This window comes from Methylobacterium sp. J-072 (genome assembly GCF_022829425.1).
GTDB lineage: Bacteria > Pseudomonadota > Alphaproteobacteria > Rhizobiales > Beijerinckiaceae > Methylobacterium.
On sequence record NZ_JAKSYK010000164.1, the window covers coordinates 1 to 12410 of the forward strand.

Annotated in this window: 17 protein-coding genes; 8 read left to right on the forward strand and 9 right to left on the reverse strand. The window is 64.3% G+C overall.

Going from position 1 to position 12410, the window contains the following annotated elements:
- Together MKK67_RS18505 and MKK67_RS18510 are read left to right on the forward strand one after the other, a co-directional pair.
- Positions 1-593: outer membrane protein (locus MKK67_RS18505; RefSeq protein ID WP_243967539.1), on the forward strand; the 593-nt coding region annotated here is incomplete at its 5' end.
- 254 nt (positions 594-847) lie between these two features.
- Positions 848-1081 carry a hypothetical protein gene (locus MKK67_RS18510; RefSeq protein WP_243967547.1) on the forward strand — a complete coding sequence of 78 codons (234 nt, stop codon included), beginning with the start codon at positions 848-850 and terminating at the stop codon, positions 1079-1081.
- Positions 1082-1175: 94 nt separating this feature from the next.
- Here the strand turns inward: MKK67_RS18510 and MKK67_RS18515 are convergent, their stop codons facing one another.
- Together MKK67_RS18515 and MKK67_RS18520 are read right to left on the reverse strand one after the other, a co-directional pair.
- The gene (locus MKK67_RS18515; RefSeq protein WP_243967556.1) at positions 1176-1316 is read right to left on the reverse strand and encodes a hypothetical protein; all 141 of its coding nucleotides are present in this window, start codon (positions 1314-1316) and stop codon (positions 1176-1178) included.
- Between the two features lie 111 nt (positions 1317-1427).
- Entirely contained in the window at positions 1428-2330 is a 903-nt protein-coding gene (locus MKK67_RS18520) for a chromosome partitioning protein ParA (RefSeq protein ID WP_243967564.1), read from the reverse strand.
- Between the two features lie 234 nt (positions 2331-2564).
- On the opposite strand from MKK67_RS18520, the gene MKK67_RS18525 reads away from it, so the two are divergent.
- Positions 2565-3017, forward strand: a complete 453-nt coding sequence (locus MKK67_RS18525) for a hypothetical protein (protein ID WP_243967572.1) — start codon at positions 2565-2567, stop codon at positions 3015-3017.
- Between the two features lie 192 nt (positions 3018-3209).
- Here MKK67_RS18525 and MKK67_RS18530 read toward each other — a convergent pair whose 3' ends face one another.
- Genes MKK67_RS18530 through MKK67_RS18540 form a run of 3 tightly spaced genes read right to left on the reverse strand, consistent with a single transcriptional unit; the run spans position 3210 to position 4564 of the window.
- Entirely contained in the window at positions 3210-4085 is an 876-nt protein-coding gene (locus tag MKK67_RS18530; protein WP_243967583.1) for a tyrosine-type recombinase/integrase, read from the reverse strand.
- Positions 4086-4089: 4 nt separating this feature from the next.
- Positions 4090-4329: a hypothetical protein gene (locus MKK67_RS18535; RefSeq protein WP_243967591.1), complete on the reverse strand. Its 240-nt coding sequence runs from the start codon at positions 4327-4329 to the stop codon at positions 4090-4092.
- A 46-nt stretch (positions 4330-4375) separates the two neighbouring features.
- On the reverse strand, positions 4376-4564 hold the full coding sequence (locus MKK67_RS18540; protein ID WP_243967599.1) for a hypothetical protein: 189 nt from the start codon (positions 4562-4564) through the stop codon (positions 4376-4378).
- Between the two features lie 236 nt (positions 4565-4800).
- On the opposite strand from MKK67_RS18540, the gene MKK67_RS18545 reads away from it, so the two are divergent.
- Together MKK67_RS18545 and MKK67_RS18550 are read left to right on the forward strand one after the other, a co-directional pair.
- Entirely contained in the window at positions 4801-5442 is a 642-nt protein-coding gene (locus MKK67_RS18545) for a ParA family protein (RefSeq protein WP_243967651.1), read from the forward strand.
- Positions 5439-5741, forward strand: coding sequence for a ribbon-helix-helix domain-containing protein (locus tag MKK67_RS18550; protein ID WP_243967607.1), 303 nt, complete (start codon positions 5439-5441; stop codon positions 5739-5741). Before MKK67_RS18545 ends, MKK67_RS18550 begins: the two co-directional genes overlap by 4 nt.
- A 763-nt stretch (positions 5742-6504) precedes the next feature.
- On the opposite strand, the gene MKK67_RS18555 is transcribed toward MKK67_RS18550, so the two are convergent.
- Both MKK67_RS18555 and MKK67_RS32795 read right to left on the reverse strand, forming a co-directional pair.
- Positions 6505-8163, reverse strand: a complete 1659-nt coding sequence (locus MKK67_RS18555; RefSeq protein WP_243967616.1) for an ISL3 family transposase — start codon at positions 8161-8163, stop codon at positions 6505-6507.
- Positions 8051-8869, reverse strand: a complete 819-nt coding sequence (locus tag MKK67_RS32795; RefSeq protein ID WP_243967625.1) for a Crp/Fnr family transcriptional regulator — start codon at positions 8867-8869, stop codon at positions 8051-8053. The genes MKK67_RS18555 and MKK67_RS32795 overlap by 113 nt, the downstream gene beginning before the upstream one ends.
- Before the next feature lie 321 nt (positions 8870-9190).
- Between MKK67_RS32795 and MKK67_RS18565 the strand changes: the two genes are divergently transcribed.
- Both MKK67_RS18565 and MKK67_RS18570 read left to right on the forward strand, forming a co-directional pair.
- Entirely contained in the window at positions 9191-9394 is a 204-nt protein-coding gene (locus tag MKK67_RS18565; protein ID WP_243967627.1) for a hypothetical protein, read from the forward strand.
- A 127-nt stretch (positions 9395-9521) separates the two neighbouring features.
- Positions 9522-9824, forward strand: a complete 303-nt coding sequence (locus MKK67_RS18570) for a hypothetical protein (RefSeq protein WP_243967629.1) — start codon at positions 9522-9524, stop codon at positions 9822-9824.
- On the opposite strand, the gene MKK67_RS18575 is transcribed toward MKK67_RS18570, so the two are convergent.
- Both MKK67_RS18575 and MKK67_RS18580 read right to left on the reverse strand, forming a co-directional pair.
- Positions 9816-10148 carry a hypothetical protein gene (locus MKK67_RS18575; RefSeq protein WP_243967640.1) on the reverse strand — a complete coding sequence of 111 codons (333 nt, stop codon included), beginning with the start codon at positions 10146-10148 and terminating at the stop codon, positions 9816-9818. The two genes, MKK67_RS18570 and MKK67_RS18575, sit on opposite strands and share 9 nt — an antisense overlap.
- A gap of 25 nt (positions 10149-10173) precedes the next feature.
- Positions 10174-11139 carry an IS481 family transposase gene (locus tag MKK67_RS18580; RefSeq protein ID WP_243967647.1) on the reverse strand — a complete coding sequence of 322 codons (966 nt, stop codon included), beginning with the start codon at positions 11137-11139 and terminating at the stop codon, positions 10174-10176.
- Positions 11140-11648: 509 nt separating this feature from the next.
- Between MKK67_RS18580 and MKK67_RS18585 the strand changes: the two genes are divergently transcribed.
- Positions 11649-12410, forward strand: a 762-nt coding sequence (locus MKK67_RS18585; RefSeq protein ID WP_243967649.1) for a LuxR C-terminal-related transcriptional regulator, incomplete at its 3' end; no start/stop codon positions are given.

Sequence of the window (12410 nt, forward strand, 5' to 3'; positions counted from 1 at the left end):
ACCGCAGCCAGGACGGCTTCTCCGGCGGCGCCCAGGTCGGCTACAACTATCAGTTCACCCCGGGCTCCGGCGTGGTCGTCGGCATCGAGGCCGACGCCCAGTACCTCGACTTCGGCCGCGACCGGAACAACGCCTTCGTCAGCGGCGGCACGATCGCGCCCGGCCTGATCGTCAACGACCCGCGCGGCCTGGCCAGCCTCGACTACTTCGGCACCGTGCGCGGTCGCCTCGGCTACGCCTTCGACCGCACCCTCGTGTACGGCACCGGCGGCTTCGCCTACGGCTCGGGCAGCGCCGACCGCTCCTTCGGCGGCTATGCCGGCAACGACAGCTTCCGCACCGGCTACGCCGTCGGCGGCGGCGTCGAGTTCGCCCTGCCCACCGACTCGTTCCTGAACTTCTTCCGCTCCTCGGCGGTGACGTTCAAGATCGAAGGTCTGTACGTGAACCTCGACCGCGGCACCCGCAACCAGGGCGTCCTGCTCGTCAACGCCGCCAACCTCGCCCCGGCCTATTCCAGCCCGATCGGTCGCCGCGACGACGAGTTCGCCGTGGTCCGCGCCGGCCTGAACTACAAGTTCGGCTCGTACTAAGATCGAGCTGCTCTCGGCCTTCGGGCCGGGGTATGCGGCAGGCGGGTGAGGGACTGGTCCTCTTCATCGCCCTTTGCCGCAGAAGATGTTATAACTCGGTTGACCTTCGCATCCCCAGCCCGATCAGACTGGCCGCTTAGGTCGGCAGCGCCTCAGGAGCACACGCTCCTGGGGCGTTTGCCATTTTTGGACCGCGTGTACGCGTCCAGCGTGTGTAGCCACCGGCCCAGTCCATCCGCGCCCGCATATCGCCAATGCGCGGCCTGTACATCCCGGGCGACGCCCCCCCCTGGCGGAAGGACTTCGAGGCCGAGCTACTGCGCTTCCCCGCAGGCGTCCACGACGACATGGTCGATGCCCTCGGCCTCATAGGCCAGTTGCTCGACCGCGTCCGGCCTGGCGTCGCCCCGAAGGCGCCACCCAAGCCGAACGACGGTCTCAGCGGCTACAAGGCGATGCGCTCTGGTGGAGGATCCTGGCGGGTGTAGGCATCCGATCGCAAACGCGCCGAAATATGGCTCCGCAGAATGCTCCGGCGACGGAGACTATCTTCGAGAGCTGAAGAACGCTTGTGGCGATATCTCACTGCGGCTTCGGCTCGGCACCTGAAGGTTGCACTGGCACTGCCGGTGCAGGCTGCTCGGAGAGCTGCTTTCGGGCATCAGCGAGGCCACCCTGCACGCCTGCCAGTTCCTGTCGCGCCGCTTTCAGCTTCTCGTCCAAGTCGGATAGCTCTTTATTCCGATTAGCTAGGCTCTCGGTCAGAGACGCAAGTTGTGCTTGCGCGTCGGTCTGCCGCTTCTGCAGAGCCTCGACGGCGGCATTCAGGCCGTCTCAACTCTCCTGTAGCTTCTTGACGGCTGCTTCGGTCTGATCGCGCTCGGTAGTGATACGGTCTCGGTCAGCCTGAACGGTGGCGACATCCTTCTGCGCGGAGGCGAGCCCGTCCTTCGCTTGCTGGAGTTGCTGGCTGATGCGACCGACGTCGGCCGTCAACTTGTCCTTGCTCGCGCTCAAGCTGCTAGTCGCCTGCTCCAAGTCGGCGCGCTGCTTGGACGTCTTCTCGGTCTCGACCTTCGCGTCGGAGAGCGCCTTCTGCGCGGTTGCTGCCCCCTCGCGGGCCGTCTGCTGGTTCTGCTCGGCCTGAGCGAGCTGATCTGATTTGGCTGCGCTCTCCTGTGTTAACGCCGCGAGGTCTTGGCGCAGCTTCGCCTCCTGCTTGCGAGCTTCCTCCAGCCGAGCGCCGACATCCGCAAGATCCTGGGTACGAGCCTTGGCGGCCTGATCCGCCTTGTCCGCCGCCTCACGGAGCGGCACGATTTTCTGCTCGCCTTGCTGGATCTGTCCCTGCAGATCGCTGAGGCGCTGTGTCTGCGTCTGTTGTTCCTTGGTCGCCTCGCCTGTCTTCTGCTCGGCCGCCTGCTGCTCCTGACGCAGTGCTGCAAGGCGGCTCTGAACCTGCTCGATGTCCTGATTGGCTTGACGGCCCTGCTGTTCGGTCATCGCGATCTTGGCTTGCAAAGCCGATAGGGTGCCGGTGGCCAGACGCTGCTGCGCCAACTCGTTTTGTAGGTTGGCCTGCTCCGTCTGGAGCGAGCTCATCTGCTGCTCGAAGGCTCTCCGGTGTTTGGCGTGAACGACGGTGACAACGAGCAACCAGACCAGTAGCACGGCCGCCACGACGGCGAAGCTGAGGGTTATGGGTCGACGTAGTTCGGACCGGACATCGATCGCCATGGTTCATCCGCATGTTGCCGAGGACGCGGGGCTTAACGCAGGGGCAGCTCGGATAGGTCCGGTGCCTGGCGTGCACGACGACCAAGTGGACGCCCTCGGCCTTATCGGTCAGTTGCTCGACCCCGTACGACCGGGTGTCGCGCCGAAGGCAACCCAGGAGCCGGCGAAAGCCAGCGGCCACAAGACGATGCGCTCGGGCGGCGGATCGTGGCGGGTGTAGGATCCGAACGTCCCTTGCAGATCACCGCTGCCCTGCGGCCGGGCCGGGCTGCACATCGCGGGATGCCTTCGTTGAGAGGGGCGTTGATCGCTCTGGCGGTCGGCGCTGCCTCTGCGATCATCTCTCTGCCGCCGCTTGCGGCCGTAGCCGGCCCACTCGAGCGCTCAAAGCCAGCGGCGTCCCTGGCCGAGCTCTGGCAGGTGCTCGGCGGCTGTGCGCAGATCACCGCCGCGCCGGCGGCCGCGGCTTGGTCTGAGGTGACGGTCCTACTCAGCCTGAAGCGGGACGGCAGCCTTTTAGGTCAGCCACGGATCACACATTCCCGCCTGACGGGCGGGCCAGACGAGCAGCGGGCGTTCGTGTCCGCCGCGCTGTCTGGGATCGCGGGCTGTCTGCCTGTGTCGGTAACACCGGGACTGGGCGGGGCCATCGCCGGTCGTCCGTTCCGGCTGCGCATCATTAACTAGCGGCCCGAACGACCGACCTGAGCGACTTCTGCCTATAAGAACCCACTCCCCGAGTGCCCCTTGAAGGCGTTCGCCCGGCGGATGTAGCCGGCCACCATCCTCGGATCCCGGTGGCCTGACTGGTCCATGATCCAGGCGAAATCCGCACGCTACTGTCGTGCTAGCACCGTAGTTCCGTACATCGCTGCTTGCCTACACCCCTAGGAACCGAGCGCTACTTTCGCTTGGCCGTGCATGTAGATAGCGCCCTGTCGTCGCTACGGAGGCGTGCCCGAGCGTGGCCTGCACGAGGTGGATCGGTGCCCCGCGGTCGAGGCTGTGCGAGGCGTGAGCGTGCCGCAGCCAGTGCGCCGAGACCTCCACAGGCAGGCCAGCACGCGCCGCGGCCGACTTTACCACCCGGTGGACCGCACTCGGGTCGAGCGCCCCGCCTTTCCGGGATAGAAACACCGGGGCATCGGCCAGCGCCTCGCCGCGCAGGGCCGTGAGCACCTTCCATGTCGCGGCCGACAGCAGCACGACCCGTGTCTTGCCGCCCTTGCCGAACACAGTCGCCTGGCCGGTTTCATCTCGGGTTGCGAGATCGCGCCAGCGAAGGCCGCACACCTCCGAGATGCGCAGGCCGCCGCCGTACAGCACGGTCAGCAGCACCCGGTTTCGCAGGGCCGGCTCCTGCCGGATCATCAGCAGCGCGTCGGCCTCGGACATGATCCGCTCGGCCAGGGTGTTCTTGATCGGTGGCACCTTCACGGCCGCGCCGATGTTGAACCGCAGGAACCCGACCTCCTGGGCGAACGTGAACAGCGACTTCAGCGCCGAGGCGGCGAGCGCCACCGTGGCCGACGAGCCGGTCCGGCCGGCGACGTAATCCTGCAACTCGCCCATCCGCACCGAGCCGAGCGGCTTGCCGACATGGGTCAGGAAGCGTCGCGCCTCGCGTTCGTAGTTTCGGCGCGTGTTCGGGCTGGACGATCGAGCCAGCCACAGCCGAACCATCTGTGCGTCGTCGTCCGCCTGCGCCGGCGGCAGGGCTTCGACAGGCTCGATGACCGCTGGAAGCCCCGACATCTGTTCAGCCCAAGTCCTGGCTGTCGAGCGCGCACTCACCGTGCATGTGCCCGGCGACGGCCGTCATCGCCTTATCCAGTGTGGGGTGCGTGCGCGGGACGCTCTTAAGGGTGCCATTCGGCTCGGGCATGATTTGGAACAGCATCTCACCATCCTGCTCGATCGCGCCGAGCACTCGGCCCAGCCGATCCTTCAGGCTCCACAATGTGCCTTCCGACCCAGTCGGCTTCACGACAACATCCACGGCGAACCTCCGAAGCAAGGCGATAGGGCTGGGGCGGTCCCGGCGATCAGCACGAGGCGGCTGTCGCCACCCACGTGATCGGAGTGCCGAGGCCTTCGACGACATGCCCAGCATCCCGGCAGGCCTCGATCCAGGCTTGCGCCTCCTCGAAGGTCGGGAAGTTGCAGGCGACACCTTTGACGCTCGCCTGCCACGGCTCGCCGGGAGCCGTCTGCCTCGGACCAAAGACCATCATGACGGGCCCATCCGCTCCAACGCAAGATAACAGGACTTGTATTGCGTTCATGAGAGTGCCACACCGACAGCACCGCAGCAAGCCATGCCGCTATGGTGCTAGCACGCTACGTCAATGCACTCGAACGACCGCACGGCGCTGCTGCGATGATTTAGCACTGAGGCAGCGATTAACGGGTGTTTCACGCTGCGCCTGCACGGTGATGGCGAGACACGGGAGCACGGACGTTGCGAGTTGTGGCCTTCACCAGCCGAAAGGGCGGCAGCGGCAAGAGCACGCTATGCGCCCACCTTTCCGTCTACGCCGACGCCCCAAAGGCGCCGGCCCTCCTGATCGACACCGATCCGCAGGGCAGTCTCGCCCTCTGGCACGAGCTGCGCCAGGCCGAGACGCCGGTCCTGGTGAAGTGTGAGGCCCGTGATCTGCCCGATACCATCGAGGCGGCACGCAAGGATGGGATCGGCTGGTGCTTCGTCGACACCCCACCGCACAACACGGCCGACATCGCCGCCGCCATGCGCGTGGCCGACCTTGCCGTGATCCCGTTCCGGCCGGCTGTTTTTGATATCGCCGCGGTAGCCGCGACGCTGGAGATGGCCCGCGCGATCGGCAAGCCGGTGCTACCGGTTATCAACTCGGCCCCGCCCCGGCGAGGCGTCCAGCCGGCGCACGTCGTGACCGAGGCCCGCGAGGCGCTGTTCGCCATGAGTGCGACGCCCTGGGCCGGCCAGATCACGACCCGGGCCGCGTTCGCGCATGCCCTCGCCAGCGGGCAGGCTGTCGGCGAGTTCGAGCCGGGCAGCGCTGCGGCCAGCGAGGTTTTGGAGCTGTGGCAGGAGACCCGCCGCGCGCTCGGCATCAAGGGATCGAAAAAGTGAGCAAGAAGCCCTCGTTCGCCAACCTCGGCGCCCGCTTGGCTCCGAAGACCGTCGAGACGCCAGCCGCTGCACCGTTGGCAGTGATGGAAGAAGCCGCACAGGCCGAGACGGCCGCGGTGAAACCTCCGCGCGGCAAGCGCCAGCCAGACGGCCGCCGCGGGATCTTGGTCCGCGCGCGACCTGAGGCGTGGAAGGCCCTAAAGATGGTTGCCCTCGATCGCGAGGTGACGCTGCAGGACGTGATGACCGAGGCTATCAACGATGTGCTCGCCAAGCACGGCAAGCCGCCGGTGGCGTGATCGCGCAGGTGAGACGGAGGAGGGACAATGCGCTTAACGGGTCTTGTTGCAGTCGCGGCCGTGGTGATGGCGTCGAGTTCCGCTGGAGCGATCACGCCCCTGCCGTCCTGTTCGGCGGCTTTCGTGAAGCGGTGGGTTGAGCACGATCGCCGTGCTGAGATCCCAACGCCTCCGCGCACCTGTGTCATGCAGGCCGAGACAGGCATCTACATCTGCGATCAAAACGGCTGCTCTCGTAGGCATTGAGGCCGGCAGCTTCGTGCTTCGATACTAAGTCATCGCTGTACTCCCGTGCGTAACTACGGTGCTAGCACCATAGCTTGCTGCTTCGATGCGGAACTGCTTATTTACGCCCCTACCAGCCGCGTCGCGGTCGGGAGTGCGCAAGGCCGGGCGAGCCGTGATGATATGGCCGCCCGGCCGGCGCAGTAGACTCGATCGATCGGACCGCGATAGCGCTGAGCCATGATCGCGGATCGCCTTGTTCGGGCCGTCGCAGCGCTACGCGCGGCCGGGCATCAAGTCGAGGAGATCCCCGGTACCAATGGTGTTTACCGGGTCGATGAGCGGCGGCGCTGTGACTGGACCAGTCGTGCTCGCCTTGGCGATCCGCCTCGGTCTCATGGACGGGCCAGGCCGGACACAGTAGCTCTCCGGCATGGCCAGCAACCCGACCGTGTCCGACCTCCGCAAGATTTCCGAGGTGACCCAGGGCGAGATTGGGATTGCCCCGTTTTTGTGGCTCTTGCTCACTTTGCGTGGATCAGGTGGCGAGGACCATGCGGCGCTGTAGGAGATCGAGACCTGCCCGGCCGTAGCTTTGGCGCTTGATCAGCTTGAGCCGATTGATCTGGCCTTCGGCCTGACCGCTGCTCCAGGGCTCGGTCAGGGCAGCCCTAACCGCGGCGGCGTCACCGTCCAGTCCCGAGGCGAAGGTGGCGATGGCAGGAGCGCCGCAAGCCCTCGCTTCCGTGATCCAAGGGTCGAGATCCGCGGCGCTAGCCCGCCCCTCGGTCGCCGTCTTGTTCACACCCGAGGCGCGGACGAGGGCGGTGAAGCGGCGTGCCAGACCGGCGACCGCCTTGGCGGTTTCGTCCTGCTCGACGTGGGTCACAACGGCGGCGGCGGCCGCATCCAAAGCCATGGTCGGCTGGACGAGGAGCCACGCAAGTTGCCGCGCGGTCGGCAGCAGGCTTCCCGCCGCAGGCCGCTCCGCCATGCCTACTGTCTCGTTTCGGGGCTTACGGCCCGACCGGATCGGCTTCGTCCGACGCTCGGCGACGAAGCGGTGCACCTGCCGGCTCGTGCCGGGGTATCCGCGCTCCCGGATCTCACGCCACAGTGACATGGCGTTCTCACAGCCCTCGCCGATCCGCCTCACGAGGTAGCCCACGTGCACATCGAGCAGGCTCGGGCCGGCACCATGGGGCAATCGGGCTGGGAAGATGTCGGCCGCAGCGTATTTGCGTACAGTGGCGCGAGCCAGCCCCATCGCGCGGGCGATCCCGAGCAGCGTCTCGCCGCCCGCACGCCGTCGACGCACCTCGTCGTAGATGGCTCGCCATCTCGTCCGGCTCTCCGCCCCCGCGTCAAGCTCCGGGGTGCTGCGTGGGAAGGCGTGATCGCGCCGGGGCGGAAGATCTGCCGAGCCGGGGGCGGGCGTCAGGCCCCGAAGCTGAGCATGAGCACCATGAAGCCAGCGTTCGACGGCCTGACGCATGTTGGCGAGGAGGTGCCACCGATCGGCGACCTGCAACGCTCGGGGTGCGCCGAGGCTGACGCCTCGGGCATATTCACTCGCGCGGTCTCGGGCGACGACCCGGATGTCAGGCCGCCGTTCGAGCCAGCCGGCCAGCGTTGTTGCAGTGCGGTCCGGAAGAAGGTCGATCACGCGATGGCGGTCCAGGTCCACCACGATCGTGCCGTAGCGGCAGCCTTTCCGCATCGCCCAATCGTCGACGCCGACGTGGATAGGTGACGGTGCGTCGGCCATTGGCAGGGCCCTGATGAGCCGCAGCACGGTTGCGCGGCTCGCCGGCATGCGCAGATGCTTCAGCAAACGCGCACCGCCCGCGCCACCGCAGACGATGCCAACCCGCCACTGCGCTTCAGCCAGCCGCCGCGTGCGTCGAGCGCGAGGGCTAAGGAGCTCGGACGGCGACTCAACGAAAGTGCGCCGGTGGCAGGATGGGTTGCAGCAGTAGAACCGTCGAACCTCGATGCGTAGCACCGTCTGTGATGCCGAGAGCGGCAGGTCGGCGGGATGGCGGTGATAGCGGCTGTGCACGGACCGGCTCGCGCGGTCGCAATCAGGACACCGACTGCTCGTTCCTCGCTGTCGCATCTGGATGACGATGCGGTCCGGATCCTGCTCGATGACGCGCTCGATGCGGCACTCGGGGATGGCGAAGGGAATATGCATGCCTTGCACGGTGGGGAGGGCCGTTCAGGCGATCACCGGCCCGAGTCAATCCGCCGCCGTCCACGCAAAGTGAGCAAGAGCCACCAAACCGGGGCAATCCCATCCGCACCAAGCCGTCTTTCTCCAGGCTTCGCAGGGCCGCCGTCACGCCCGGACGCTCGACGCCCAGCATGAACGACATGAAATCCTGCGTGACCGTGATCTGGTCACCCTCGACCCGGTCGTGGCACATCAGCAACCACCGGGCGAGGCGGGTCGCGGTGTTGCCCCGCGCGTTGGCGAACGCCGTCTGGGCCGTCTGGACGTACTGGATCTGGATGTAGCGATGGAGAAGGCGACGCAGGGCGGGGTGCCGCTCGACCGCGGTGCGCAGCGCGTCCGCGTCAATGACTAACATGCGACCGGCCATCTGCACGAAGTGCGTGTGGGGGCTACGGTCGTCACCCAGCAGGATCGGGCCTACACCGACCACACCTTCCCGCCCAACGATCCCGACCTCGACCCGACCATTCTCGCCGTCCAGAGTGATGGAGATAAAGCCTTCTTCGGGGAAGTAGGCTGCCTGGATCGCCGTATGAGGCGGGATCACGACCTGCCGCAGAAGCATCTGCTCGGCCCGCAGCGCGGGTTGAAGGCTGGCAAAATCCTCCGGCGGAAGGGCTCGGAGGAGCTTGTTACGAACGTCTGATTGCTGGAGGAGAGGCACGGAGCTCGCCTAATTCGGGCGAGAGCACGCGATGTCCCTCAACGGCCAGCGCCCGGATACGGCTGGCAACTCAATGAATATAGTATACTTCTCCATAACGCAAAGTGTTGCATAAAAGAAGTATAAATATTACATTCAGAATGAATTAGATTTACATGAAGGCCGCTCGGCGTGGTTCATTTTCTATTGAGATAGGTACGAAAACGTACCAAATATTTGGCTGCTGTAACTTCCAGGTTGCTCACCCGCGTTGGTGGCCAGTGCGTCCACCTGCGGCTTGAGCCGCAGTTTCGCTGATGCATCCGGCTAGGGATTGAGAGCATGCTCGACGAAATCGAACCAAATCACGGGATCGTTGCCGAGCGTCTCATAAAGCGCTTGCAAGGCTTCGGGCACGGTCTTGGCCTGGATGATGAGAACATTCGAGATATCGTTGACCGGGTGATCACCGATATGCCTGTGACCTCGGATGAAGATCGCGTCGCTGAGGCGCGGAACTGGATGCTCATTGCCGGATCAGCGTAGGCTTTGTATCTAACGAGAGTGAATTACACATGCCCCGGACGGCGATGAGCAGATGGCACAGCAGGTGAAGTGCCAGGACGCCCAGCCGGCTCGGCCCCGATGCCCGATCTGATCACAGGCTGGCGGCGTGCCTGGCCTCTATTATCTCTTCAGCATGCTCGATGAATATCAGACTGTTGCCGACCTTCGTAAGGCTGGCACGATCACCAGCCGCGAGATCGTCGCGGCTGTCGATACCTTCATGCGGAACCCCCATGCGGGGCCATATCACTTCGCGAGTGGCTACAGCTTGGACATTGCGGTTGCTGCGGTTGCATTAGCCCCAGCCCCGGAGGCGAAGGCAGGGCAGGGACGGCAGGATAAAACCTACCGCAACGCGGTCACCGTGGCTGTTATGTTGGCGCGTCCCACCCCACCTGGATCAGCCTAGACTGCGTCGACTACCGCCAGATCCTAGAACCTCGGCCATCCCGCATTCCAACGCTTCGGACTCGGTACTGTACGAGATCGGCGCATGGATCTTGTGCGCGTTATCGTTGGAGATGAGCAGCCAACGGAAGCGGTGCGGATGAAGGGAACAGCGGCGGGTTAGGACGCTGTACTGGGGAAAATGCCGTCTTGCCATGACGCCGAGCATGCCATGTTCGGTTTTTGAGGCAAGAGCCTCATGGCTAATTGCCATTCCATCCGCCGTGTGGTCTGCGGGCGGGAAGCTGGCCCCGGCAGCGCGCAGGACCTGCATCAGGGCGTTCAATTGCGCGATCGTGACGGCGAGTTCACTAGGTGTATGGTCCCGGGATGAGGTGGTGCGGATTGATCCTGAACCGGTCTGGGTCGTTGGTCCAGGCGTGACAGATGGTCTGGAACGGGGTCTTCCAGCGGAGCGCCTTGAGGTGCTTGGCGAAGTTGTAGGCTGTGACGAAGGCCAGGACATGCGCCCTCAGGCTCTCCAGATCTTCGTAGTGGAAGACCTTGACGGTCGCATCCTTGATCGTGCGGTTCATGCGCTCGGCCTGCCCATTGGTCCAGGGATGGTAGGGCTTGGTCAGGCGATGCTCGATGCCGTGCTCGATGCAGACGCGATCGAAGATGTGCGGTCCGAGAAACTGTCGGCTTGGCCCAGTCCTGTTCTTCGGCAGATCGGCGAAGGCCATGCCGTTGTCGGTCAGCACCGTGTGAATCTTGTAGGGGAAGGCAGCCACGACGTTCCTGAGGAAGGCTGATCCTTCCATCTTGCCCGCGCTGTCGTAGAATTCGACGTATGTAAACTTCGAAACCCGGTCGATCGCCAGAAACATGACCAACTTGCCGTCGGCGTGGCGCAGCTCACAACTGTCGATATGCAAGTAGCCAATCTCGTAGGTCTTGAAGCGCTTGCGCGTCTGCGTCGTCTCGGCTGCCGGAAGGCGGGAGATGCCGTGCCGTTGCAGACATCGATGCAGGGCGGAGCGGCTCAAGTTCGGGATCGTGTCGCGCAGGCAGCCCAGGACATCGTCGAGCGGCAGCAACGTCCGACGCCGGAACTCGACCACGATGGCCTCCTCGGTTGGCGTCAGGACCGTGCTCTTGGGCTTCTTCGGGCCCATCGGAGCATCGCTCGTCAGAGCCCGCCCACGCCATTTGGCGACCGTCTTCGGGTTCAGGCCGTACGCGGCGGCCAGGGCGCGGCTACTTTCTTGCGACGCTTGGAGCTCAGCTCGAATACGCGGCGTCGTTCGGGCGCTGCCGTGAAGAACGCTTGCCATAGGCCATCCTCCTCCTGACGCGTCAGGATTGATGATGTACCATCACACTCCGGGACTGCACACCTAGACTCGGGCCGCTCCCTCGGGGGCGGCCTCTTTTGTTTGCGTCACCTCAGCAGTTGCCGCGCTCATACAGTCTTATTCATAGGCTACATCTTGCTTGTCGCTCCGGCCTGCAGGCCGAATGACACAGGGCCGAACCACGTCACCACGGGCTCCGGCCCGACCTTGCTTCGCGTCCTCCCGATACAAAACCTGTCAGCCCGTATTACCAGATGCCCATCAGCTGGGCCGATCGTCTTGACCCCCGTGCCGGTCCTGGGTTGGCAACGTACCATTTCCCAAGCCCCAGCCAGGACGCCGTTACTCGCCCACAGTAACGCGAATCATTTCTATATTGCAATCCCAAGTTGCATAGCATGTTGTCATACTAAGTAGTTTTTTGACTCCTTTTTACTGATTTTGCGTCTATTGCATTATTGTATTCGGGAGATAGGGCTAGTTAGACAATGTCCACCCTGGTCGAAATCAGATCTGAAGTTCGTGATAGCAGTGTGCCGGGGCTTCATGCTGGCGCCATTCTGTCTAGGCAGCATCTGAACCAGATCGAGTTGGGAACTGAGCCCACATTTGTCGTCATCGATCGGCGCCCGCTCATCGGCCAATGCTTTCTCGCTTCCCTGCGCGATGCCCGGCCGAACCTTGCTTTTAAAGGCTTCCCGAGCGTGGCGGCTTGGCAAGACACGGCGGCATCGTCCTCGGCCAACACCGTTCTACTGTGCCTACCAGGCGGCAGCACACCTCAGGCGGAACGGGATCAGATCGTTCGGGAGCTCGCCGAGATCCATGCCTACGCTCCGGGCGTGAGGGTGGCGGTCATGTCCGACTACGAGAGCCCCGATCAAATTGTTCAAGTGCTGAGGGTTGGCGTCAAAGGCTACATCCCAACCAGCATCTCTCTGGAAGTGGCCATACGGGCTCTGCAGCTCGTGCGCGCTGGAGGCGTCTACATGCCAGCCGCATGTATGATGGGCCTTCTAGCGGGGATGGAAATCACCACGGACCAAGCCCCCGAAGAGCACGACTTCTCCCCTCGGCAGCTCAGCGTCGCTCGTGCCCTGCGCAAGGGCACGCCGAACAAGATCATCGCCTACGAGCTGAACATGTGCGAGAGCACGGTGAAAGTTCACGTCCGCAACATCATGAAGAAGCTGAAGGCGAAGAACCGCACCGAGGTCGCATACCTCACGAACCAATATTTTAGCAAAGAA

Excerpts from the sequence above, each read along its gene's own strand:
- MKK67_RS18580 (WP_243967647.1), bottom strand. The coding sequence starts at position 11,139 with ATGGCAAGCGTTCTTCACGGCAGCGCCCGAACGACGCCGCGTATTCGA.
- MKK67_RS18530 (WP_243967583.1), bottom strand. The coding sequence starts at position 4,085 with ATGTCGGGGCTTCCAGCGGTCATCGAGCCTGTCGAAGCCCTGCCGCCG.
- MKK67_RS18555 (WP_243967616.1), bottom strand. The coding sequence starts at position 8,163 with ATGCATATTCCCTTCGCCATCCCCGAGTGCCGCATCGAGCGCGTCATC.
- MKK67_RS18510 (WP_243967547.1), top strand. The coding sequence starts at position 848 with ATGCGCGGCCTGTACATCCCGGGCGACGCCCCCCCCTGGCGGAAGGAC.
- MKK67_RS18540 (WP_243967599.1), bottom strand. The coding sequence starts at position 4,564 with ATGATGGTCTTTGGTCCGAGGCAGACGGCTCCCGGCGAGCCGTGGCAG.
- MKK67_RS18520 (WP_243967564.1), bottom strand. The coding sequence starts at position 2,330 with ATGGCGATCGATGTCCGGTCCGAACTACGTCGACCCATAACCCTCAGC.
- MKK67_RS18565 (WP_243967627.1), top strand. The coding sequence starts at position 9,191 with ATGCTCGACGAAATCGAACCAAATCACGGGATCGTTGCCGAGCGTCTC.